This is a genomic window from Streptosporangium sp. NPDC051022 (assembly GCF_040683035.1).
In the GTDB taxonomy this organism is placed as follows: Bacteria; Actinomycetota; Actinomycetes; order Streptosporangiales; family Streptosporangiaceae; genus Streptosporangium.
Genome location: NZ_JBFBCF010000002.1, coordinates 588,126 through 611,610 on the forward strand (window position 1 = coordinate 588,126; position 23,485 = coordinate 611,610).

General features: G+C 69.0%; 20 protein-coding genes. 16 read left to right on the plus strand and 4 right to left on the minus strand.

Annotated elements, in window-relative coordinates; translation table 11 throughout:
• The first annotated feature begins 401 nt into the window (after window positions 1-401).
• From AB0N02_RS06655 to AB0N02_RS06670, 4 genes are all read left to right on the plus strand, one after another.
• Window positions 402-1,229, plus strand: coding sequence for a helix-turn-helix transcriptional regulator (locus AB0N02_RS06655; protein WP_363943379.1), 828 nt, complete (start codon window positions 402-404; stop codon window positions 1,227-1,229).
• The gene (locus tag AB0N02_RS06660) at window positions 1,211-1,441 is read left to right on the plus strand and encodes a DUF397 domain-containing protein (RefSeq protein WP_363943381.1); all 231 of its coding nucleotides are present in this window, start codon (window positions 1,211-1,213) and stop codon (window positions 1,439-1,441) included. Before AB0N02_RS06655 ends, AB0N02_RS06660 begins: the two co-directional genes overlap by 19 nt.
• A gap of 176 nt (window positions 1,442-1,617) precedes the next feature.
• Window positions 1,618-2,175: a PadR family transcriptional regulator gene (locus AB0N02_RS06665; RefSeq protein ID WP_363943382.1), complete on the plus strand. Its 558-nt coding sequence runs from the start codon at window positions 1,618-1,620 to the stop codon at window positions 2,173-2,175.
• Window positions 2,172-3,095 carry a CPBP family intramembrane glutamic endopeptidase gene (locus tag AB0N02_RS06670; protein ID WP_363943384.1) on the plus strand — a complete coding sequence of 308 codons (924 nt, stop codon included), beginning with the start codon at window positions 2,172-2,174 and terminating at the stop codon, window positions 3,093-3,095. Before AB0N02_RS06665 ends, AB0N02_RS06670 begins: the two co-directional genes overlap by 4 nt.
• A gap of 32 nt (window positions 3,096-3,127) precedes the next feature.
• On the opposite strand, the gene AB0N02_RS06675 is transcribed toward AB0N02_RS06670, so the two are convergent.
• Window positions 3,128-3,601 carry an Lrp/AsnC family transcriptional regulator gene (locus AB0N02_RS06675; protein ID WP_363943385.1) on the minus strand — a complete coding sequence of 158 codons (474 nt, stop codon included), beginning with the start codon at window positions 3,599-3,601 and terminating at the stop codon, window positions 3,128-3,130.
• Between the two features lie 136 nt (window positions 3,602-3,737).
• Between AB0N02_RS06675 and AB0N02_RS06680 the strand changes: the two genes are divergently transcribed.
• The 9 genes from AB0N02_RS06680 to AB0N02_RS06720 all read left to right on the plus strand — a co-directional run bounded on the left by AB0N02_RS06680 (window position 3,738) and on the right by AB0N02_RS06720 (window position 17,554).
• Window positions 3,738-4,409, plus strand: a complete 672-nt coding sequence (locus tag AB0N02_RS06680) for a nitroreductase family protein (RefSeq protein WP_363943387.1) — start codon at window positions 3,738-3,740, stop codon at window positions 4,407-4,409.
• A 612-nt stretch (window positions 4,410-5,021) separates the two neighbouring features.
• Window positions 5,022-5,237: a hypothetical protein gene (locus tag AB0N02_RS06685; protein ID WP_363943389.1), complete on the plus strand. Its 216-nt coding sequence runs from the start codon at window positions 5,022-5,024 to the stop codon at window positions 5,235-5,237.
• A gap of 152 nt (window positions 5,238-5,389) precedes the next feature.
• A complete protein-coding gene (locus tag AB0N02_RS06690; protein WP_363943391.1) occupies window positions 5,390-7,237 on the plus strand; it encodes a cellulose binding domain-containing protein in 1,848 nt (615 codons plus the stop codon).
• A gap of 132 nt (window positions 7,238-7,369) precedes the next feature.
• Window positions 7,370-9,187 (plus strand): cellulose binding domain-containing protein, encoded by a 1,818-nt coding sequence (locus tag AB0N02_RS06695; RefSeq protein WP_363943393.1) that lies wholly within the window; start codon window positions 7,370-7,372, stop codon window positions 9,185-9,187.
• Window positions 9,188-9,274: 87 nt separating this feature from the next.
• Complete coding sequence (locus AB0N02_RS06700; protein WP_363943395.1) at window positions 9,275-10,660, plus strand: cellulose binding domain-containing protein; 1,386 nt, start codon at window positions 9,275-9,277, stop codon at window positions 10,658-10,660.
• Window positions 10,657-12,612, plus strand: a complete 1,956-nt coding sequence (locus AB0N02_RS06705; RefSeq protein WP_363943397.1) for a fibronectin type III domain-containing protein — start codon at window positions 10,657-10,659, stop codon at window positions 12,610-12,612. Before AB0N02_RS06700 ends, AB0N02_RS06705 begins: the two co-directional genes overlap by 4 nt.
• Window positions 12,609-14,900, plus strand: a complete 2,292-nt coding sequence (locus tag AB0N02_RS06710) for a glycosyl hydrolase family 18 protein (RefSeq protein WP_363943399.1) — start codon at window positions 12,609-12,611, stop codon at window positions 14,898-14,900. Before AB0N02_RS06705 ends, AB0N02_RS06710 begins: the two co-directional genes overlap by 4 nt.
• 158 nt (window positions 14,901-15,058) lie before the next feature.
• The gene (locus AB0N02_RS06715; RefSeq protein ID WP_363943401.1) at window positions 15,059-16,186 is read left to right on the plus strand and encodes a glycoside hydrolase family 19 protein; all 1,128 of its coding nucleotides are present in this window, start codon (window positions 15,059-15,061) and stop codon (window positions 16,184-16,186) included.
• Window positions 16,187-16,354: 168 nt separating this feature from the next.
• Window positions 16,355-17,554, plus strand: coding sequence for an MFS transporter (locus AB0N02_RS06720; RefSeq protein WP_363943403.1), 1,200 nt, complete (start codon window positions 16,355-16,357; stop codon window positions 17,552-17,554).
• Here AB0N02_RS06720 and AB0N02_RS06725 read toward each other — a convergent pair.
• Window positions 17,511-17,762 carry a DUF1049 domain-containing protein gene (locus AB0N02_RS06725; protein WP_363943405.1) on the minus strand — a complete coding sequence of 84 codons (252 nt, stop codon included), beginning with the start codon at window positions 17,760-17,762 and terminating at the stop codon, window positions 17,511-17,513. The genes AB0N02_RS06720 and AB0N02_RS06725 overlap by 44 nt on opposite strands.
• A gap of 125 nt (window positions 17,763-17,887) precedes the next feature.
• Here AB0N02_RS06725 and AB0N02_RS06730 point away from each other — a divergent pair, with 125 nt between their 5' ends.
• The 3 genes from AB0N02_RS06730 (at window position 17,888) to AB0N02_RS06740 (ending at window position 21,111) form a co-directional block, all read left to right on the plus strand.
• The gene (locus tag AB0N02_RS06730) at window positions 17,888-19,309 is read left to right on the plus strand and encodes a hypothetical protein (RefSeq protein WP_363943407.1); all 1,422 of its coding nucleotides are present in this window, start codon (window positions 17,888-17,890) and stop codon (window positions 19,307-19,309) included.
• 140 nt (window positions 19,310-19,449) lie between these two features.
• A complete protein-coding gene (locus AB0N02_RS06735) occupies window positions 19,450-20,328 on the plus strand; it encodes a PhzF family phenazine biosynthesis isomerase (protein WP_363943409.1) in 879 nt (292 codons plus the stop codon).
• A 9-nt stretch (window positions 20,329-20,337) separates the two neighbouring features.
• On the plus strand, window positions 20,338-21,111 hold the full coding sequence (locus tag AB0N02_RS06740) for an arylamine N-acetyltransferase (protein ID WP_363943411.1): 774 nt from the start codon (window positions 20,338-20,340) through the stop codon (window positions 21,109-21,111).
• A 16-nt stretch (window positions 21,112-21,127) separates the two neighbouring features.
• On the opposite strand, the gene AB0N02_RS06745 is transcribed toward AB0N02_RS06740, so the two are convergent.
• Both AB0N02_RS06745 and AB0N02_RS06750 read right to left on the minus strand, forming a co-directional pair.
• Window positions 21,128-21,796: a DUF6597 domain-containing transcriptional factor gene (locus AB0N02_RS06745; RefSeq protein WP_363943413.1), complete on the minus strand. Its 669-nt coding sequence runs from the start codon at window positions 21,794-21,796 to the stop codon at window positions 21,128-21,130.
• Window positions 21,797-21,971: 175 nt separating this feature from the next.
• Window positions 21,972-23,027 carry an AI-2E family transporter gene (locus AB0N02_RS06750; protein ID WP_363943415.1) on the minus strand — a complete coding sequence of 352 codons (1,056 nt, stop codon included), beginning with the start codon at window positions 23,025-23,027 and terminating at the stop codon, window positions 21,972-21,974.
• Window positions 23,028-23,485: the final 458 nt, after the last annotated feature.

Consider the following 23,485-nt stretch of genomic DNA (forward strand, 5'->3'; position numbering starts at 1 on the left):
CTGTCTCGTCCCGTCTCGTCGTGCCCCGCCTTGTCTCCGTGTCTCGCGGTGTCTCGCGGTGTCTCGCCGTGTATCGCCGTGTCTCGTCGGGTCTCCGTCCGGCCTCGTCGGCGCTCTCCGGGGCCGTGGCTTCGCCGTACCGGTTGGGCGGCCACTTCATCCGGCAAAGCAGGCTTTTTTCGCTTGTCATGATGACTCCGCTATCTCCGGTGAATTACCGCATTATCATCATGGCTCGCCGGAATGGACTTTCGGATTTCCGGAATGCCGGTGGATGGGGGGAATCCACCGCCGAGGGGCGCGGACATTCTGATGACAAAGGCTCCCGCATGGGGTACCTATTGGTAACCGATTGGTCAATGGAGACCGTCGTGTCGCGGGTGCACGTGCGAGAGGTGAGCATGACCGACGATTTCGATCCACGCCTGACGCCGGTTCAGCGATTCGGCCGCGAACTGGCGCGGGTGCGCAATGAGGCGGGCCTTTCCCAGTCCAGGCTCGGCGCGCGACTGGGGGTCTCGTCATCGCTTGTGGGGCACATGGAGATAGGCAGCCGGAAGCCCAGGGCCGAACTGGCCGCGCGGTGCGACGAGATTTTCAAGACGGGCGACCTTTTCGCCCGTCTCTGCCGGAACATCACCTCTCCCGTGGGGCCGCAGTGGTTCCTCAGGTGGTCCGACGAGATCGAGCCGCGGGCCCATGTACTGCGGAGCTGGGATCCGCTGCTGGTCCCTGGATTGTTGCAGATTGAGAGTTATGCGCGTTTTGTCTTTCGCGGTGATCTGGCCGCCTCGGAACGGGAGGTCGAGGAGCAGATCAGCGCCCGCATGCGCCGTCAGCTGGTGCTGCGCAGGGACAGCCCGCCCGCCCTCTGGGTGCTCGTCGACGAATGGGTGCTCCGCCGTCAGATAGGCGGGCCCGAGGTCATGTACGAACAACTCGACCATCTTGTGACCGTCGCCGGTCGCCAGAATGTGAAACTGCAACTCGTTCCCCACGATTCGCCGTGTACGGCAGGGCTGATGTCCGGATTCGCGCTCGCCGAACTACCCGACGCGCCGACCGTCGTGTCCGTGGAGTCGGCCGGTGTGGGGGAAGTGTCGGCGGAGCATGACTTGGTGGGCGCTGTTCTGGCCAGATACGACAGGATTCGGGCGGAGGCGTATCGCCCGGGACAGTCACTGGAGATGATCAAGGAAATGAGGGACCAGTGGAAGCAGAAACTCTGATCGGGCCGGATCTCTCGCGGGCCGCGTGGCGGAAGAGTTCCCTCAGCGGTGGAAGCGGCGGTAACTGCGTCGAGGTCGCCACCGGCATTCCCGGTCTTCCCGGAGTCGTCGCTGTGCGCGACAGCAAGAACCCCGCCGGCCCGGCCCTCGTTTTCACCTCGGAGGAATGGGATGTTTTCCTCAATGACGTGAAGTCGCGAAACCTCCTCTGACCGAGTGCGGTGACCGCCCGCCTTCGGCGTGTTCGTGACCGTCGGGGGTTCGGAGGCCGGGGGGCCGGATCGGACGGGGGAGGGCCCTTCGATCTCCACGAGCCGGTGGATTGCCCTTCCCTGGTCTATCTGTTAGATATATCTGGCAGAGAGAATGTGGGGAGAGGGAGGTGTCGATGGCACGGCGGAGTCAGACGGAGACGGCGATCCTGGGGGCGCTGAGCATGCAGCCGATGACGGCCTACGCGCTGCGGGAGGCCATCCGGGACGTGCTCGGGCATTTCTGGAGCGAGAGCTTCGGGCAGATCTATCCGACGCTCGGCGTCCTCGAGCGGCAGGGCCATGTGGAACGGCGCGAGGGGCCGCGCGCCGGCTCGTCGACCTTCGTCATCACCGACTCCGGCGCCACACGCCTGTACGAACTGCTGAGCGAGCCGATCACGGCGGTGCCTCCGCGGGACGGACTCCTGCTGCGCCTGTTCTTCGGCCGGACCCTGGGCGCGCGGAAGTGCCGGGAGCTGCTGCTGGAGGCGAAGGCGGACGCCGGACGGAGGCTGGCCGAATACGACGGCCTGGCCCGCACGCTCTCCGTCGAGGAGAAGGGCTCCGCGGACCTGCCGTACATGCTGACGACCGTCTCCGCCGGCAGACACGGCGCCGAAGCCGTCATCGCCTGGGTCGACGAAGCGCTCGCCCTGCTTGAGGACACCCCCGCGAACGGAGAGTCACGATGACCACGTCGGCCGATCCTGTGAGCGTCGCGGAGCGGCGCCGTCCGGTCTCGCCTCTTCGCGCCCGGATCAACTTCGCCGTCTTCGCGGCCGTCACCGTCGGCGGCGGCTGGCTCTTCGTCGCCCTGGACCGGGCCACCGGGCAGAGCGCCGGCACCGGGAGCGTGACGTCCGCGAGCGGTGGCACGAGCGGGCAGGGACTGTGGATCGCCGTCCCGGCACTGGTCGCGCTCGCCCTCCACTTCCTCAGCCGGGACGGCGCGGGGCCCCTGGGGCTCACACTGCGGTTCGCGCACCGGACCCGCTGGTTCGCGTTCGCGACGGTGCTCGCCCCGGCCGTGACCGCGGTCCTGGTGGTGGCGGCGGCGGCCACCGGCGCCGCGACGTTCTCCCTCACCCCGCGCCCCGGCGAACCGCCCCTCCTCGTCGCCTTCGCCACCACGCTCGGCTTCCTGCTGGTCAAGAACCTGCTGGAGGAGTTCGTCTTCCGCGGCTACGGCACGCGTACCGCGATGGCCCTCGGCCTGCGCGGCCTGGCCCCGCACATGCTCGTCGGGCTGGTCTGGGGGCTGTGGCACCTTCCGCTGTACACGGTCTGGATGTCCCAGGCGGACCTCCGCCGGACCACGACGCTGCCGTGGTCGTGGTACCTGCCGGTCTTCCTCGTGGGCCTGATGGCGCTGGCCGTCCTCTACGGTGAGATGCGCGTGCGGACCGGCTCGATCTGGCCCGGTGTGGTGTTCCACACGGTCAGTAACGCGCTCGCGACCCCGCTCCTGCTCAACGGTCACCTGAGCTTCGAGGGACACGGCGACGCGCTGTTCGGCATCGCCTCGAACTCGGTCTTCTCGGTCCTCCTCTTCGGCGGGACGGGACTCCTCCTCTACCGGTGGAACCGGAGCGGTGAGCGCCCGGTGGCGTGACGGCCCGGTGAGGGCCCCGGCGGCTCGCCGGGTCAGCGGTTGTCGGCCAGTGGCTGGACCCGATGCGGGACCACGGTGGACAGCGTGATCACCGTGCTGCTGCGCCGTACTCCCGGGATGGCCAGGGCGTCGTCGATGATCTGCTGGATGTGCTCGTGGTCGCGGCCCGCGATCCGGCACCAGACATCGCCCGGACCGGTGACGATGTAGGCCTCCAGGACCTCGGGGATCGCCTCCAGCGCGGCGGAGATCTCGGCGCGGGAGACCTGCTCGACCTCCAGCGTGGTGAACGCCTGCACCGGGTAGCCAAGAGCGGTGGGGGAGAGGTTGGGCCCGAAGTCGGTGATCACACCGTCGGCGACCATCCGGTCGAGGCGGGCCTGGACGGTGCCCCTGGCGACGCCGAGAAGCCGGGCGATCTCCAGCAGGCCGGTCCGGGGACGTTCCCTGATCAGATGGAGCACCTTACGGTCGAGGTCGTCCAGCCCGTTCCGCCGAGCTGCCAATCTGCCCACCTCCGGAGTGCACGCCGTGCCCGGCACTGACGATCTGGCAGTGAACCGGCAGGTGTGTTGCCCAGCTTGTAGCTGCGATTCAGACTACGCCTGCATATATGACATTTATGGAAAAGATGGAGGCAAAATGGCACGCGAGCATTCCCACCCGTTCGTTCCCTACCGGCCCGTGCGCTACCCGGAGGCCGAGATGGTCGAGCGGGGCCGGAAGTTCTACGAGCACATGGATCTGCGCCGGAGCGTGCGTTTCTTCAGTGACGAGCCGGTGCCGCGAGAGTGCGTCGAACTGGCGATCAGCGCCGCGAACACCGCGCCGTCGGGAGCCCACCAGCAGCCGTGGAAGTTCATCGTCGTCGGCGACCCCGAGACCAGGCGGCGCATCAGGGAGGCGGCCGAGGCCGAGGAGCGGCAGAACTACGAGGGCGGACGGCTGACCCCCGAGTGGCGCGAGGCGCTGGCCCACCTGGAGACCACCTCGGACAAGAGTTACCTCGAAACGGTGCCGTGGCTGGTGATCTGCTTCGCCGAGAAGTACGGCGTCCGCCCCGACGGCACCCGCGTCAAGCACTACTACGTCAACGAGAGCGTCGGCATCGCCTGCGGGTTCTTCATCGCCGCGCTGCACGAGATGGGGCTGTCCACACTCACCCACACCCCCAACCCGATGGCCTTCCTGACCGAAATCTGCGAGCGGCCGGCCAACGAGCGGCCCTACATCCTGTTCCCGGTCGGCTATGCGGCCCATGACGCGGAAGTGCCGGATCTGGCACGCAAACCGCTCTCCCAGGTTCTGGGGTAGTCAGGAAACCCCGCGGGATCGAAGGCCGAGACCGTTCCTCGCCCCCGTCGCCGACTCGGCGGCGGGGGCGTTTTCACGGGCCTCTCCCTCGGGTTTCATCCTCAACTCGCCTCCCGGCGGCCACGTCCGCACCTCCGCGCGGGAGAAAGACGGCGGAATTTGGAACGTGCCTAGCTGGATCGTTGAATCCCGGAGCTTTTGGGCCTTGTGGCGGATCTCTGTCAAGGCTACGATCGCGACAACTCTTAGGAAACTTTCCTAAAAGAAATGAGAAAGGTGGATGACCATGGTGCGCCCGCCCCCGTTTCGGGTGATTGCGAGCTGCGACAACGCTGAGGCGGCAGTCGTCGCTTCGTGAAGGTCCGACGGTCCGGACGCCATCATCCCTCAGGTTTTCCCTTCATGGGAGCGATCATGCGGCGTACCCTTCCCTTACTCGTTCTGACTGAGCTTGCAAGCCCCCTCTCCGAGGCGCTTCCGCCGCGCGGCACCGCCGCCAGGGCGGCTCTCGCCACGTCCTCCAGCGGGAGAGAGGGGTCCTCCAAGGGCAGGTACACCCCCAAGAATGACACCGTCGCGGTTCCGGCGGGCCGGAAAGTCGAATTCGACCCCATGGCGAGCGTCATCTTCGGCTTTCTCCAGGACACCGCGCCGCTTCGCGACGGCCGGCGTCACCTTCTCGCTTCCCTGGACCGCAACGGTGCGGTCGCGCAGGCCGTACCGGGCGCCGAGCGCTCGCCCGTACAGGCCCGCGGCACCGACGTTCCGCTCCTCAAGGCCTCCGCGGGCGGTGGTTCTCCCGCCGCCCCGCGCGACGGCCTGCGCTGATCCACGGCGAGGTCCCGGCCTTCCTGCGGCCCCGGGACAGCGCCCTACCCGCCGTACGGCTTGCGCCCCGCCTCCTCGCTGCCTGCCGAGGAGCACCCCCCAATTGGGGCGCGAGCCGTACGGCCACCCCCCACCGAATGCATGAGGTCAACGTGAGATTTCGCGTCATCGCTCGATCGTTCGTCGCCGTCGCGGCCCTGGCCGCCGCGGCGACGGTGGTCGCGCCGCCCGCACAGGCCGCCTCGGCCACCGCGACCTTCGTCAAGGTCGGCGACTGGGGCTCCGGTTTCGAGGGCAAGTACACGATCAAGAACGACAGCAGCGCGGCCCTGAGCAGCTGGAAGGTCGAGTTCGACCTCCCCGCGGGGGTCAGCGTCGGCTCCTTCTGGGACGCCACCCTGACCAAGAGCGGTCAGCACGTCACCTTCACCAACGTCGGCTGGAACGGCAGCGTCCCGGTCGGCAGCAGCGTGAGCTTCGGCTTCCTCGGCACCCCGGGCGGGGCCAACTCCCTGCCGCTGAACTGCAAGCTCAACGGCGCCGACTGCGGTGGCGGCAGCACCGAGACCGCCCCGGGCAAGCCGGGCACGCTGACCGCGACGGGCGGCCGGAACGGCATCGCCCTGTCGTGGGGCGCCGCGAGCGGCACCGTGACCGGCTACAAGGTGTACGAGGGCACGACCCTGCGGGCCACGGTCACCGGCACCTCGACGACGATCTCCGGTCTGGGCGACTGCGAGTCGCACACCTACACGGTCGTGGCCTACAACTCGGTCGGCGAGGGTCCGAAGAGCGACCCGGCCAGCGCCACCACGAACAACTGCACCAACGGACTCCCCGACAAGGCGGGCGGGCTCACCGCGACCGGCGGCGCCAACAGCGTCGCGCTGTCGTGGAACGCCGTCACCGGCTCGATACTCGGGTACAAGGTCTACGAGGGCACGACGCTGAAGGCGACCGTCACCGGCACCTCGACGACGATCTCCGGCCTGGGCACCTGTGAGCAGCACACCTACACGGTCGCGGCCTACAACTCGGTCGGCGAGGGTCCGAAGAGCGACCCGGCCACCGCCACCACGACCGGCTGCACCACCACCCAGCTGCCCAAGCACTTCCTCACCGGCTACTGGCACAACTTCGACAACGCGGCCGCCAAGCTGCTCAAGCTCGCCTCGGTGCCCAGGGAGTACGACCTGGTCGCCGTCTCCTTCGGCGAGGCCTCCTCGACCGCGGGTGAGGTCGTCTTCGGCGTCGACCCGGGCCTGTCGGCCGGCCTGGGCGGCTACACCGACGCCCAGTTCAAGGCCGACGTGCAGACCCTCCACTCGCGGGGCCAGAAGGTCATCCTCTCGGTCGGCGGTGAGAAGGGCCGCGTCCAGGTCGCCAGCGCCACCGCGGCGACCAAGTTCGCCGACAGCGTCTACGCGATCATGCAGAGCTACGGCTTCGACGGCGTCGACATCGACCTGGAGAACGGCCTCAGCTCCACCTACATGGGCCAGGCCCTGCGGTCGCTGCGCGCCAAGGCGGGCACCGACCTGATCATCACCATGGCGCCGCAGACGATCGACATGCAGTCGACGGGCGCGGAGTACTTCAAGCTCGCGCTGAACATCAAGGACATCCTCACCGTCGTCCACACGCAGTACTACAACTCCGGCTCGATGCTCGGCTGCGACAAGATGGCCGCCTACTCCCAGGGCACGGTCAACTTCATGACCGCGCTGGCCTGCATCCAGCTGGAGAACGGCCTGCGCCCCGACCAGGTCGCGCTCGGCCTGCCCGCGGGCCCCGGCGCCGCCGGCGGCGGCATCGTCTCCCCCTCCATGGTGAACCAGGCGCTGACCTGCCTGGCCACCAAGACCAACTGCGGCAGCTTCGTGCCGCCGAACGCCTACCCGGGCATCCGGGGTGCCATGACCTGGTCGATCAACTGGGACGCCAGCAACAACTGGAACTTCTCCAAGACCGTCAAGCCGCACCTCGCCACTCTTCCCTAGGACGACCTCCAGGGAGCACAACCGGTACGGCCCGCGTCTTCCGCCCCCGGGGCGCGGGCCATACCTCGTCACAACGAAGTGACACCCCCCAATGTCCGACCTCACTTCGCACCTCTTCCCCCCGGAGGGAACATGCGTTCTTTGCGTATCCTCGCCGCGGCGGCCATCGCCGCGTCGGGCGTACTACTCGCCACCACGCCGGCCCAGGCGGCCGGGGTGACGGCGACCTTCACCAAGACCTCCAGCTGGGGGTCGGCCTTCGAAGGCAAATACACGATCAAGAACGACAGCGGCGCGGCCCTGAGCAACTGGAAGGTCGAGTTCGACCTGCCCGCGGGCGGCAACGTCAGCTCCGCCTGGGACGCCACCCTGACCAAGAGCGGCACCCACTTCACGCTGAGCAACGTCGGCTGGAACGGCAGCGTCCCGGCCGGGAGCAGCGTGAGCTTCGGCTTCATCGCCTCGCCCGCCGCGGGGACCCCGTCCAACTGCAAGGTCAACGGCGCCGACTGCGGCGGCGGTCCGGTCGAGCAGGTTCCCGGCACGCCGGGCAACCCGACGGTGGCCACCACCACGGACTCCGCGATCTCGCTGTCGTGGGGCGCGTCGAGCGGCACCGTGACCGGTTACCGGGTCTACGAGGGCAGCACGGTGAAGGCGACCGTCACCGGTACCTCGGCGACGATCTCCGGCCTGGGCACCTGCGAGGGCCACACCTACACGGTCAAGGCCTACAACGCCCAGGGCGAGTCCACCGCCAGCGCGGCGGTCACCGGCACCACCACCGGCTGCACCACCGGCGTCCCCGGCACCCCCGGAGTGCCGCTGGTGACCGGCAGCACGGACTCCGCGATCTCGCTGTCGTGGGGCGCCTCGTCCGGCACCGTGACCGGTTACCGGGTCTACGAGGGCAGCACGGTGAAGGCGACCGTCACCGGTACCTCGGCGACGATCTCCGGCCTGGGCACCTGTGAGACGCACAGCTACACGGTCAAGGCCTACAACGCCCAGGGCGAGTCCGCCGCCAGCGGCTCGGTCGCCGGCAAGACCACCGGCTGCACCAACCCCGACCCGGCCAAGATGCCCGGCGCACCGTACTACTACACCGGCTGGGGCAACCCGCCGAGCGTCTCCACCGTCATGAACGCCACCGGCATCAAGTCCTTCACGATGGCGTTCATCCTTGCCCAGAACGGCTGCAACCCGGCCTGGGACGGCCAGCGTCCGCTGACCGGTGGCGCCGACCAGACCGCGATCAACGCGGTCAAGGCCGCGGGCGGCAGCGTCCAGATCTCCTTCGGCGGCTGGAGCGGCAACAAGCTCGGCCCGAACTGCTCCACCCCGCAGGCCTTCGCCGGCGCCGTGCAGAAGGTCATCGACGCGGTCGGCCCGGCCGTCGTCGACTTCGACATCGAGAACACCGACGAGTTCGAGAACTACACCGTCCAGGACCGCATCCTGAACGGCCTCAAGATCGTCAAGGCCGCCAACCCGAACGTCAAGGTCGTCGTGACCTTCGGTACCGCGACCACCGGCCCGACCTCCCACGGTGTCCGCCTGATCAACCAGGCCAAGGCGCTGTCCGTGCCGATCGACAACTACACGATCATGCCGTTCGACTTCAGCGGCGGCGCGAACATGTACCAGAGCACGGTCAACGCGGCCGAGGGCCTGAAGAACGCGCTGAAGTCCGCCAACGGCTGGACCGACGCGCAGGCCTACGCCCACATGGGCATCTCCGGCATGAACGGCCTGTCCGACCAGCAGGAGGTGACCAGCCCGGCGACCTGGCAGCAGATCACCGACTACGCCAAGTCCAAGGGTCTGACCCGCCTGGCGTTCTGGTCGGTCAACCGTGACCGTCCCTGCCCCGGCGGTGGCGTCCAGGAGAACTGCAGCGGCGTCGCGCAGGCCGACTGGGAGTTCACCAAGATCACGGCCGGCTTCTAGCCGGGTCACGGCCCGCACCCCGTGCACCGGGTGCGGGCCGTACCCCCCTTCCATGACACCCCCCTTCAAAGCCTCATGAGGCAGGTCATGAACCAACGATCAGCACGGGTACGGCTGACGACGCTCGCCGTCGCCGCCGCGCTCGCCTGCGGGGCGACGCTGCTGGCGACCGCCCCCGCCCAGGCCGATACCGCAACCTTCGTCAAGGCCTCCGAGTGGTCGGGCGGCTACACCGGCCAGATCACCGTGAAGAACACCGGTACCACCACGCTCAACGGCTGGACGGTGGTTTTCGACCTGCCTTCGGGCACCACGGTCGGCTCCTACTGGGACGCGCTCATGACGCAGTCCGGGAGCAAGTACACCTTCAAGAACCGTGACTACAACGGCACGCTCGCGCCGGGCGCGACCGCCACCTTCGGCTGGGTCGGCACCGGCACCGGCGCGCCGACCGGCTGCACGCTCAACGGCAAGCCCTGCACCGGCGGCCCCGACCCCTCGCCGTCGCCGACCGTCAGCCCGACGGTGAGCCCCAGCCCGACGGTCAGCCCGACCGTCAGCCCGAGCCCGACCGTGACCCCGACGGTGCAGCCCGGCGGCACGCTGTGGATGGCCCCCTACGTGGACATGGGCGCCTGGCCGACGCCGGTCCTGTCCGACATGGTGACGGCCTCGGGAGTGAAGAACTACACGCTCGCCTTCGTCGGGGCCGGAACCTGCAAGGCCACCTGGTTCGGCGCCTACGACCCGCGCTCCGGCTGGGCCAAGGACCAGATCGACGCCGTCAGGGCCGCGGGCGGAGACGTGAAGATCTCCTTCGGCGGGGCCAGCGGCGTCGAGCTCGCCCAGGCCTGCACCGACGTCACCGCGCTCTACAACGAGTACAAGGCCGTCGTCGACACCTACGGCCTGAAGTACATCGACCTGGACATCGAGGGCACGGCCGCGGCCGACACCGCGTCCATCAACCGCAGGTCGCAGGCGCTGGCCAAGCTCCAGCAGACCTACCCCAACCTCAAGATCTCGCTGACCCTGCCGGTGCTGCCGGAGGGCCTCGTCGAGACCGGGATCAATGTGGTCAAGGCGGCCAGGGACGCCGGGGTCAACCTCGACCTCGTCAACGTCATGGCCATGGACTACTACCGTGACGCCGACTACGGCGACGCGGCCGTCCAGGCGGCCAACAGCACCTTCGCCCAGCTCAAGACCCTCTACCCGGCCAAGACCGACGCCCAGCTCTGGAAGATGCTCGCCGTCACGCCGATGCTCGGCAAGAACGACGACGGGCGGGTCTTCGACCAGGCCGACGCCCGCCAGCTCGTCGCGTTCGCCAAGTCCAAGCACCTCGGGATGCTCTCCTTCTGGGAGGCGACGCGCGACCGCAACGCCTGCAACGGGCCGCTCTACAAGTGCACCAACATCGCCCAGACGCCCTACGAGTTCGCCAAGATCTTCGCGGGGTACACCGGATGAACCTCAGGAGGCTAGCGGCTGCGGCCGTACTGGCGGTGGGGGGCACGATGCTCGTCGCCACGCCGGCCCACGCCGCCAACATCGCCACCAACCCCGGCTTCGAGAACGGCCTGACCGGCTGGACCTGCTCGGGGACCTCGGGGGCCACGACGGTCTCCTCGCCGGTACACGGCGGGTCCAAAGCACTGCAGGCCACCCCGCAGGGCTCGGACACCGCGCGCTGCCAGCAGACGGTCAGCGTCAAGCCGTCCTCGTCCTACTCGCTGTCGGGCTGGGTGCGCGGCGGCTACGTGTTCCTCGGCGTGAGCGGTACCGGCACGACCGACCAGAGCACCTGGACGGCGTCGCCGTCGGCCTACTCCCAGCTGACCCGGACCTTCACCACCGGCGCGTCCACCAAGTCCGTGACGATCTACGTCAACAGCTGGTACGGCCAGGGCGCCTACCAGGCCGACGACATCGTCCTGGACGGCCCGCCCGGTGACGACACCCCGCCCCCGGACACCGTCCCGCCGACCGTCCCCGGCAACCTGGCCGTCGGCGGCGCCACCAACAGCACGCTCAGCCTGAGCTGGTCGGCCTCGACCGACAACTCGGGCAAGGTCGACCGCTACGAGGTGTCGCGGGACAACGCGGCGCCGGTGAGCGTCGGCGCGAACCTGAACTACACCGCGACCGGCCTGACCGCCAACACCACCTACGGGTTCCGGGTCCGCGCCTGTGACGGCTCGGACAACTGCTCCGCCTACACCTCCGTGGTGAACGGCACCACCACCGGTGGCACCGACACCACCCCGCCGACCGTGCCGACCGGCCTGACCGTGGGCGGCCCCACGGCCAGCTCGCTGAACCTGGCCTGGTCGGCCTCCACCGACGACTCCGGCAAGGTCGACCGCTACGAGGTGTCGCGGGACAACGCGGCGCCGGTCAGCGCGGGCGCGAACCTGAAGTACACCGCGACCGGCCTGACCGCCAACACCACCTACGGGTTCCGGGTGCGGGCGTGCGACGGCTCGAACAACTGCTCCGCCTACACCTCCCCGGTCAGCGGCAAGACGAGTGACGTCACCGTCCCGCCGACCGGTGAGATCCGCTACGCGCCGTACATCGACATCACGATGGCCACGCCCTCCCTGGTGAGCGCCGCCAACGCGACCGGCGTGAAGAACTACACCCTCGGTTTCGCCCTCGGCGACAGCACCGGCTGCAACCCCGCCTGGGGCGGCACCATCCCCGTCGACGAGCCCCGCATCATCAACGACGTCAAGGCGCTCCAGGCGCAGGGCGGCCAGGTGATCGTGGCCACCGGCGGCGCCCAGGGCCCCTACCTCGAGCACACCTGCGGCACCTCCGCCGCGCTGCTCGCCGCCTACAAGAAGGTGCTCGACATCGTCGGCACCAACCACCTGGACGTCGACGTCGAGGCCTCCATCGACGTCAACAAGGTCAACACCGCGCTGAAGCAGCTCCAGGCGGAGCGCGGCACCGTGATCAGCTACACGCTGCGGATCCAGGGTCAGGACTACGGACTCGACCCGTTCTCGGTGTCGATCCTGCAGGACGCGGCGGCCAAGGGCCTCGACGTCATCGTCAACCCCATGCTGATGGACTTCGGTTACAGCGGTAACTGGGGTGCCGCGCTGATCAGCGCCGCGCAGGCCACGCTCAACCAGATGAAGGGCGTCTGGCCCGCCAAGACCGACACGCAGCTCAAGAAGATGCTCGGTCTCACCCCGATGATCGGCAAGAACGACACGGGCCCGACCACCACCCAGGCCGACGCCCGCTCGCTGCTCAGCTGGGCCAACACCAACCACGTGGGTTACATCGGCTTCTGGTCCGCCGGCCGTGACAATGGCGGCTGCCCCAACGGTCAGGTCTCGCCCACCTGCAGCGGCATCTCCCAGTCGCCGTGGGAATTCACCAACATCTTCAAGGGATTCACCGGATGAACCTCAGGAAGCTCGCGGCGGCCACCGTGCTGGCATTGAGCGGGACGATGCTCGCCGCCACGCCGGCCTACGCCGTCAACCTCGCCAACAACTCTGGTTTCGAAGACGGCCTGACCGGCTGGACCTGCCCGGGAACCACCTCGGGGGCCACGACGGTCTCCTCGCCGGTGCACGGCGGCTCCAAGGCCCTGCAGGCCACGCCCGTCGGCAACGACACCGCGCGCTGCCAGCAGACGGTCAGCGTCAAGCCCGCCTCGACGTACACGCTGTCGGGCTGGGTGCGCGGCGGCTACGTGTTCCTCGGCGTGAGCGGTACCGGCACGACCGACCAGAGCACCTGGACGTCCTCGCCGTCGGCCTACTCCCAGCTGACCCGGACCTTCACCACCGGCGCCTCGACCAACTCGGTGACGATCTACGTCAACAGCTGGTACGGCCAGGGCGCCTACCAGGCCGACGACATCGTCCTGGACGGCCCGCCCCCGCACGTGATCCCGGCGCGGCCCATCATCCAGAAGGTCACCAACAGCCCCAGCAGCGCCACGCTGGACTGGACCGACTCCGAGTGGGCGACGAGCTACAACGTCTACCGCGACGGCGTCAAGGCCGCCACGACCACGACCAGCGAGTACACCGACATAGGCCAGCCGGCCGGTCCCCACGTCTACGAGGTGACCGCCGTCAACTCGGCCGGTGAGTCGGGCAAGTCCGACCCGGTCACGGTGATCTTCGGCAACGACACCCCGCAGGTTCCGGCCACCCCCACCGGCCTGACCGGCACGGGCGGCATGACCTCGGCCACGATCAAGTGGAACGCCTCGAACGGGGCGACGAGCTACAACATCTACCGTGACGGCGCCAAGGTCAACTCGGGCACGGCGACCACTTACACGGAGAACCTCGCACCGGGCAAGGACTACAGCTACCAGGTGACCGCCGTCAACGCGGCGGGCGAGTCGGCCAAGTCAGCCGCGGTCTCCGTCCCGGTCGGCCACGACACTCCGCCGCCGCCCGGCACCCCGGGCGGGCTGGCCGCCACGGTCAACGGCAACACCGTGACGCTGACGTGGAACAACGCCCAGGGCAACGCGACCGGCTACAACGTCTACCGCGGCACCACGAAGGTCGGTTCCACGACGACCACGACCTTCAGCGAGGTCCTCGCCGGCGGCACCTACGCCTACCAGGTGAGCGCCTTCAACCCGGTCGGGGAGTCGGCCAAGTCCGCCCCGGTCACGGTCACGGTCGGCCCCGGCGACCCGCCCGCGAGCCGGGTCCTGGTCGGCTACCTGCACGCCTCGTTCGCCAACGGCTCGGGCTACGTGCGGATGGCCGACGTGCCCAAGGAGTGGGACTTCATCAACCTGTCCTTCGGCGAGCCCACCTCGGTGACCTCCGGTGACATCCGCTTCGTGCGCTGCTCGGTCACCGACTGCCCCAGCGTCGAGTCCGACGCCGACTTCATCGCGGCGATCAAGGCCAAGCAGGCGCAGGGCAAGAAGGTGCTGATCTCGATCGGCGGCCAGAACGGCCAGGTCCAGCTCACCACCACGGCCGCGCGTGACAAGTTCGTCGAGTCGGTGAGCGCCATCATCGACAAGTACGGCCTCGACGGCCTGGACGTCGACTTCGAGGGACACTCGCTCTACCTCAACCAGGGCGACACCAACCTCGCGGCCCCGACCACCCCGGTCGTGGTGAACCTGATCGCCGCGCTGAAGAGCCTCAAGGCCAAGTACGGCGCGAAGTTCGTGCTGACCATGGCCCCCGAGACGTTCTTCGTCCAGCTCGGCTACCAGTTCTACGGTCCCGGCGCGAACGGCTCCGCCGACCAGCGGGCCGGGTCCTACCTGCCCGTCATCCACGCGCTGCGCAACGACCTGACCCTGCTGCACGTCCAGGACTACAACTCCGGGCCGATCACCGGACTGGACAACCAGTACCACACCATGGGCAACGCGGACTTCCACGTGGCCATGACGGACATGCTGCTGGCGGGCTTCCCGATCGCGGGCAACCCGAACAACGTCTTCCCGGCCCTGCGCCCGGACCAGGTCGCCATCGGCCTGCCCGCCGCGACCTACGCGGGCGGCGGCTTCACCTCCGTCGCCGAGGTCCAGAAGGCGTTCGACTGCCTGGCCAAGGGCACCAACTGCGGGTCCTACAAGCCTCGTGCCGGCGTCAAGCCCGGTCTGCGCGGCCTGATGACCTGGTCAATCAACTGGGATAAGTACAACAACTTCGAGTTCTCCCGTAACCACCGGGCCTACCTTGACGCCCTGAAGTAGAGGCCCCTCGCCGCCGGAGGAGACGGACCTCCGGCGGCGAGGTTCCGATCGCCGCCGGGGAGACGGATCCCCGGTGGCGAGGTTTCCATCGGCGCCGGGGGAGACGGACCTCCGGCGCCGATGTTCTTTCCCGTGCCGTCGCCCCAAGGAGTGAGCAAGTGATGAGACTACGCATCATGGCGTCCATCGCCGCGGTCGCGGTGACGGGCGCGCTGGCGGTCGTCCTCCCGGCGACCTCCGCCTCCGCGGCCGCCTGCGCGGCCCCGTGGAGCGCGTCGAAGGTCTACACCGGTGGCGCGGTCGCCTCCTACAACAGCCACAACTGGTCGGCCAAGTGGTGGACCCAGAACGAGACCCCGGGCAGCGCCGTCGTGTGGGCGGACCAGGGCGTGTGCGGCGGCGGTACGCCGAGCCCCTCCCCCACGGTCACCCCCTCCTCCACGCCGACCTCGCCCACCCCGACGACCTGCGACTACCCCGCCTGGGTCGCGGGCAGGGCGTACGTCACGGGCGACATCGTCAAGTACACCAACGGGCAGTACTACCAGGCCACCCACGACAACCCGGGCTACGACCCCGTCATCAGCACGTGGTACTGGTCGCCGTACATCTGCCGCCCCTCCTCCACCCCGACCCCCACCCCGACGTCGACGACGCCGAACCCGGGGGGCTTCGTGGTCAGCGAGGCGCAGTTCAACCAGATGTTCCCGAGCCGCAACTCCTTCTACACCTACAGCGGCCTGGTCAACGCGCTGAGCGCCTACCCCGCCTTCGCGGGCACCGGCAGCGACACCGTCAGGAAGCAGGAGGCGGCGGCCTTCCTGGCCAACGTCAGCCACGAGACCGGCGGCCTGGTCTACATCGTGGAGACCAACACCTCGAACTACCCCCACTACTGCGACGCCGGTCAGCCCTACGGCTGCCCCGCGGGACAGGCCGCCTACTACGGCCGGGGCCCGATCCAGCTGAGCTGGAACTACAACTACAAGGCGGCGGGCGACGCCCTGGGGATCGACCTGCTGCGCAACCCCAACCTGGTGCAGACCGACCCGGCGGTGTCCTGGAAGACCGGCATCTGGTACTGGATGACCCAGAACGGCCCCGGCACGATGACGCCGCACAACGCGATGGTCAACGGCGCGGGCTTCGGTGAGACGATCCGCAGCATCAACGGCGCGCTGGAGTGCAACGGCGGCAACCCCTCCCAGGTGCAGAGCCGGATCAACAGCTACCAGCGGTTCACCCAGATCCTGGGCGTCACCCCGGGCGACAAGCTGAGCTGCTGACCTTTCGACCATCTCCCGGACCCGCCCGGCGACACCCCGAGTCACCGGGCGGGCTCCGCCGGAGGACCCCCGGCCGCAGTCGCGCCGGCCGGGGGCCCTCCGGCACCTTGGACCCCCTGCGAGCGACCCGTCACACACGGTTAGCATTTGTGGTGTCGGGGGGTACGCATGCCGAATGAACTTCGCAGGGGCCAGTCCGCCAATCTGGCGCTCGCCACCGCCGCGTTCGCGATCACCTTCTGGGCGTGGAACCTGATCGGTCCGCTGTCCGGGAGCTACAGCAGGCAACTCGGACTGTCGCCGACCCAGACCTCCCTGCTGGTCGCGATCCCGGTGCTGGTCGGCTCGCTCGGCCGCATCCCGGTCGGCGTGCTCGCCGACCGGCTCGGCGGACGGCTGATGTTCGCGATCGTCTGCTTCGCCACGATCGTTCCGGTGCTCGGAGTCGGCCTGTCGGACTCCTACGGCTGGCTGCTGCTGTGGGGCTTCCTGCTCGGTGTCGGGGGCACCTCCTTCGCGGTCGGCATCCCGTTCGTCAACGCCTGGTACGAACCCGCGCGCCGTGGCTTCGCCACCGGCTTCTTCGGCGCGGGCATGGGCGGTACGGCGCTGTCGGCGTTCCTGACGCCCCGCCTGGTCGAGTCCCTTGGCAGGGCGCAGACCCACGTGCTGATGGCCGTCGTCCTGGCCGTGATGGGCGCCGTCATGCTGCTGTTCAGCCGTAACTCGCCCGCCTGGACACCCTCGACGGAGTCCGCCCTGCCCCGGATCCGCGACGCCGTACGGATCGGGGCGACCTGGCAGTGCGCGTTCCTCTACGCCGTCTCCTTCGGCGGGTTCGTCGCCTTCTCCACCTACCTGCCCACCCTGTTGCAGATCGTCTACGGCTTCACACAGACCGGCGCCGGACTGCGCGACGCCGGGTTCTCGGTCGCCGCAGTCGTCGCCAGGCCGGTGGGCGGCGTGCTCTCCGACCGGGTCGGCCCGGCCCGGGTGCTGCTGATCTCGTTCGCGGGAACCGCGGTCATGGCGATCGTCCTGGCCTTCACCCCGCCGCCGGAGTTCTTCGCCGGGACCTGTTTCGTGCTGATGGCGCTCTTCCTGGGGCTGGGCACCGGAGGCGTCTTCGCCCTGGTCGCCAAGCTCGTCGAGCCGTCCAAGGTGGGCACGGTGACCGGCCTGGTGGGCGCGGCGGGCGGTCTGGGAGGTTACTTCCCGCCGCTGGTCATGGGCGTCGTCTACACCGCGACCCACGCCTACACGGTGGGTTACGCCTTGCTCGCCGCGACGGCGCTGGCCGCGCTGGCCTACACCTGGAGGGCGTTCACCTCCTCCTCGACGACCGGCGGCGGAGCAGCAGGCCGATGAGCAGGCCGATCAGCATCATCACCAGCAGCGCGCTCCACAGCGGTGAGGTCAGGTCGAGGGTCAGCCACCGGACCCTGACCGCCGAGCGGTTCTGCGCGATGAAGATCGCGCCGAGTACCAGCAGCGCCAGCGCGACCCACAGCCGTGGCGGCAGCGCCGAGAGCCGCTTTCCGAACGACTTCGACCCGCCGGGCGACGTCGAGGTCATACACACCTCCACCGACTACACATTGTATCAATTATACTACTTTGTGCTATAAAAGCTGAGAGACTGGTCTCGTTTTTGAGACTGTGTGGGCGCCGGACGACGGCTTCCGGCAGGCTGTTACCGTCATGGACTACGCAATTCTCACGGGGTTTGTCCTCGTCACCGGTGTCGTGCTCGCGATCGTCGCCCAGTGGAGGGGCTGGCGCCCGTCGCTCGTCGTCGTGCTCGCGGTCGGAATCCTCTTCCGGCTGGTCATCATGACGACCTCCGCGATCGACACCTGGCAGCCGGTGGACTTCATGCAGAGCTTCAAGCCCGCGGGCGAGGCGATCCTGAACCACCAGGATCCCGTGCTCGGCAGCAAGGGGGGCTGGCACTTCCTGCCGACCATCCCCTACGTGTACGGGCTGCTGCTCTGGCTGGGAATCCCGTGGGAGGTGGGCGGCAGACTCGTCACCGTGGTCGCCGACATCGCGCTGATCCCGCTCGTCGGCAAGCTCGCCGGCGGCCCCAAGGCCTCACTGCGCGCCTTCCAGTACGCCTGCAACCCGCTGGCCATGCTCGTCGCCGCGGTCCACGGCCAGGTCGAGCCGGTCGCGCTGGTCTTCGGCGTGGCCGCCTTCGTGATCGCCAGAGGTCCCGGCAACCCCGACCGCCCCGGCATCGTCGTGGACGTGTTCGCCCTGGCGCGGGAGCGCGTGTCGGCCCTCGGGGTCGGCGGTGCGGTACGGAGCGCCCTGGGGCCGGGCGGCGCGGTGCGCACCGCGCTGGCACCCGGCGGCGTGGTGCGCGGAGCCCTGACGCCCCGTCCCGGCGACAAAGCCTCCATCCGCAGGGCGTTGCTCGCCGGACTGCTGATGGGCCTGGCCCTGTGCGCCAAGAGCTGGCCGATCTGGCTGATCCCCGGGATGCTCCTGCTGCTGCCGACCTTCCGCTCCCGTGTCGTCGCGTTCGTCGCCACGGGCGTCCCCCCGGTCTTCTTCCTGGTCACCCTGCCCGTCTTCGCGGGCACCTCGCTGGACCAGATCCCCGAGGTCATCCGGATCATGGGCGACGTCCGCCCGATCGTCGGTGAGTGGAGCTACAGCGCGATCATGGTCGGCGGCGACTGGACGCTCGACGCGGGGATCGCCACGTTCGGCACCCGGCTGATCTACTGCACGCTGCTGGTCGTGGCCTTCCTCTGGCGCCGCGCCGACCCGATCGACCTCACCACCGCCCTGCTGCTCGCCTTCATGGTCACCACGCCCCGTCTCGGCGCGCAGTACCTGCTGTGGTTCATGCCGTTCCTGATCGCGCGGCCCACCCGCTTCGCCTGGCCCGCCGTCATCGGCGTCTCGCTCTGGGCGGGGTACGGCTACCTCTACATGACCCAGTTCGACACCGACACCTGGTGGGCGCTGCACTCCGTCTGGGCGAGGGCCTCCATCGTGCTGCTGCCGATCCTGGCCCTCGCCATGCCCTGGAAGCGCCGCGTCTCCAAGGCTCCCGTCACCGTCCCGGAGACGCTTCCGCGGGCCCCCGTCCCGGCCTCCGCCTCCGCCTGAGAAAGCGGGCGCGCGGCCCCGTGGGGCCTTGCGGGGCCTTGCGGGGCCTTGCGGGGCCTTGCGGGGCCTTGCGGGGCCTCGTGAGGTCTCGTGGGGTGGAGAATGTACGGCCCGGCGGAGGCTGCTAGGTTCGGTTGACTGTGACGAGCAACGTGGAAGTCCTGCGCTACACCGCCTTCACCCACGATCCCGCGGGCGGGAACCCGGCGGGGATCGTCCTCGACGCCCGTGAGCTGTCCGACGGCGAGATGCTCGAGATCGCCGCCGAGGTCGGATACTCGGAGACGGCCTTCGTCACCGAGCGCGACGACGAGGGGCGCACGTTCCGGGTCCGATACTTCGCCCCCGCCGCCGAGATCGACTTCTGCGGGCACGCCACGATCGCCACCGCGGTGGTGCTGGCCGAACGGCTCGGAACCGGGCGGCTGCTGTTCGACACCGACGCGGGCCGGATCACCGTGGACACCGAGATCGACGACGACACGCTCCGCGCGACGCTCACCAGCGTGCCCACCCGCTCCCGCCCGGCAGGGGAGGAAGAGCTCGCCGAGGCGCTCGCCGCCCTCGGCTGGTCACGCGGTGACCTCGACCCGGCGTTCCCGCCGCACGTCGCCTTCGGCGGGGTCGAGCACCTCGTGCTCGCCGCCGCATCCCGCGAGCGGCTGGCCGACCTCGACTACGACTTCGAGGCGCTGAGATCGGTGATGACGCGCCACGGCTGGACGACGGTGAACCTCTTCTGGCGAGAGAGCGACGAACGTTTCCACGCCCGCAACCCGTTCCCCGTCGGGGGAGTGGTCGAGGACCCCGCGACCGGGGCCGCGGCCGCCGCCTTCGGGGGCTACCTCCGCGTGCTGGGGACCGGCTCCGACGAGTTCACCGTCATCCAGGGAGTGGACATGGGGCGGCCCAGCACGCTGAAGGTGTCGATCGCCTCCCAGGACGGCCGCACCCGGGTCGGCGGCGGCGCCGTACCCCTGGAGGTATCCGGTGGTGGACACACGTCCTCATATGAATGAATTCACCACATGGACGAATACCTGCAGCGGATCGGGGCGTCCCGCCCTCCGCGCCCGGACGCCGAGTCGCTGCGCGACCTCCAGCTGCGTCACCTGCTGACGGTCCCGTTCGAGAACCTGAGCATCCATCTCGGCGAGCCCATCGTGCTCGACGAGCAGGCTCTGATCGACAAGATCGTCGGCAGGCGCAGAGGCGGCTTCTGCTACGAGCTCAACGGCGCGTTCGCCGTGCTGCTGCGTTCGCTGGGTTATCAGGTGACCCTCCTGGCCGCCCGGGTGTTCGCCGACGGCTCCCTCGGCCCGCCCTTCGACCACATGGCGCTGCGGGTCGACGCCCCCGACCCCTGGCTCGTCGACGTCGGCTTCGGCAAGTTCACCCACTATCCGCTCCGCTTCGACCTGCGCACCGAGCAGTCCGACCCCGGCGGCTCCTTCCGGCTGGCCGAGACCGAGGAGGGCGATCTCGACGTGCTGCAGGACGGCGTGCCGCAGTACCGCCTCGAACGGCGGCCACGCGCCCTGGCCGACTACGAGGCGACCTGCTGGTGGCAGCAGACCTCGCCCAGGTCGCACTTCGCCCGGTCGCTCGTCTGCTCCCTCCTCACCGAGGGCGGACGCGTCACGCTGAGCGACAGACTGCTCGTCCGGACCACCGGGGACGAGCGCCGGGAACACCTCCTGGCCACCGACACCGAGGTCCTCGCGGCCTACCGCGACCACTTCGGCATCGAACTGACCAGGCTCCCCGTCGCCCCCGCGCGGCAGGAGGAAGCCTCCGAGTAGGCGGCACCCGGCCGGCTCAGGACGGGCGTCCGACCAGTCTGCCGAGGGGGACCCCGGCCAGCCGCCTGACCTCGTTGGCCATGTGCGACTGGTCGGCGTATCCACTGACCACGGCCACCTCGGCCGGCGCGACCCCGCTTCTGGCCAGCCGCAGCGCCCGCTGGAACCTCACCACCCGCTGCAGCGTCTTAGGCCCGTACCCGAAGGCCCGCAGCGATCGGCGGTGCAGCTGCCGCTCGCCGAGCCCGAGATCCCAGGCCACCTGCCCGACGCTCCTGCCCTCCCGCAGCGCCCTGGCGATGGCGGGGGCCGCCGGGTCGGGGCCGGGGGCCTCGCGCAGCCGTACGGCCAGCATCTCCTGCATGGTCGAGGGCGTCAGGCCGGGCAGCACGCCCAGCTCGGCCAGCGGCACCCGGGAGTCCCGCAGGGCCTCGACCGGCACGCCGAACACCCCGCCGACCGCGCCAGGCCGGAAGCGGATGCCGAAGTAGCGGTCACCGGAGGACATCCGCACCGGCATCGGCCCGGTGTCCGGTCCGGCGACGTGCGGCCCCTCCGGCCCCCAGATCAGGTCGACGCAGCCGTCGGGGACCACCAGCTGTGTCGAGGACGAGATGGCGATGTTCGTCCAGACATGGGTCACCCGCCCGGCGAGCGCCGGAGCCGGGCCCCACTCGCGATACATGTCTCCAGGCTATGACCGCGGGCCCGGCGGTCGTCCCGGCGGTCGTTCCCGAGGGGGCGGAGAGGCCGCCCCGCGTTGACCCCGGGCGCGGCAGCCCAGTCATGCCGAAGGGGCGCGCTGTGGTGGCCGCCCCGCGTTGACCCCGGGCGCGGGCCGGGCGACCGACCCGGGACGGTCACGGACGTCCGTCGCCGGGGGCCTGTCCGGAGACGAGCGCCGCGGCCCACCTCCCCGCGGGATCGCTGTCGATGAGCAGGGCACGGGCCAGCAGACTGAGGGGAATGGCGAGGAGGGCTCCCAGGGGGCCCAGCACGAACGTCCACACCAGTAGGGACAGGAACGTCACGGTCGTGGACAGCCCCACGGCGTCGCCGAGGAACTTGGGCTGGATGAGCGACTGGACCACGAAGTTGATCAGCAGGTAACAGGCGATCACCAGGATCATGGTCTTGGGGCCGCCCTCGAGCAGACCGAGGAGAGCGGGCGGAACCAGTCCGATGATGAAGCCGATGTTCGGGATGTAGTTGGTGATCAGCGCCAGCACCCCCCAGAGCAGCGGGAGCGGGACGCCGAGCACCCACAGCGCGATCACGTCGAGCGCGGAGCAGACAAGTCCGAACACCGTCGAGACGACGAGGTAGCGGCGGGTGTTGTGGGCGAACAGACCGAGCGCCCGCACGAGTTCGGACCTGTGCCGCGCCATGTCCGACGAGAGGACGCGGGAGAAGGCGCGGGCGTCCAGGCACATGGCCAGTACCAGCACGACGATGAGCACCAGGCTGGTGAAGACTTCCAGCAGCCCGGAGGCGAAGCCGGTCAGAAGGTCGAAGACCCTGCCGGGATCGAGCGTCTTGATCGCCTGGTTCACCTGCTGGGTGCCGATGCCGAGCTGTGCCGCCAGCCGCTGCGTCTGAAGGACGATCTGGTCGAACTGCCGGCTGTAGGTCGGGGCGAGGGTCGCCATCTGGGCGGCCGAGAAGCCGAGGATCGCCACCATGCCCAACAGCAGGAACAGCACCAGTGCCAGCGGTGCCGCGACGAGAGTCCAGCCGGGTGCGCCGTGTCTCTCCAGCCAGGTCCGGACCGGGGCGACCGCCAGGACGAGCACCAGCGCGAGTAACACGGGCCCGATGATCGACCCGACCTCTCGCATACCGGCCAGTGTGACCACGGCGCTCGCCGTGCAGAGCAGCACGATGAGAGCCCGGGGAATCCCCTGTCGCTCCGTCATATTGGATCTCTACCCATATGGGGAGAAACGTGCCGCCACCGGGAGATCGTCGATTTGACGATGGGGAGTGCCGTACATAGAGTTCACAGGCCCGAGGGGGTTGGCGGAGATCGCCAAAACCTCGGGACTCCCCTCTGATCAAAATCCCTCGGTGGGACGCGTGCGTCCTGACGGGATTCGGTTCGACAAGAGCCGGATGTTGGAGTAAGTTAGAAGGGTTGCTCCGGAGACGGGGCGGTCTGAATTCCCCTCAGGCAAGCAAGATCGAATCAAATGGATCCGAACGGATCGGTTTGACACGAAAAAGCGGGCCTGAAAGAATAAAGACACAACGGAACGAACGAAACGCCCCGGAAGCTCCGGCCGGTTGGTCGGGTGGATGGTGAACGCGTCCGTTTCTTGAGAACTCAACAGTGTGTTAAAAGCCAGTGCATGAAGCACAACCCCGTCCCAGCCAC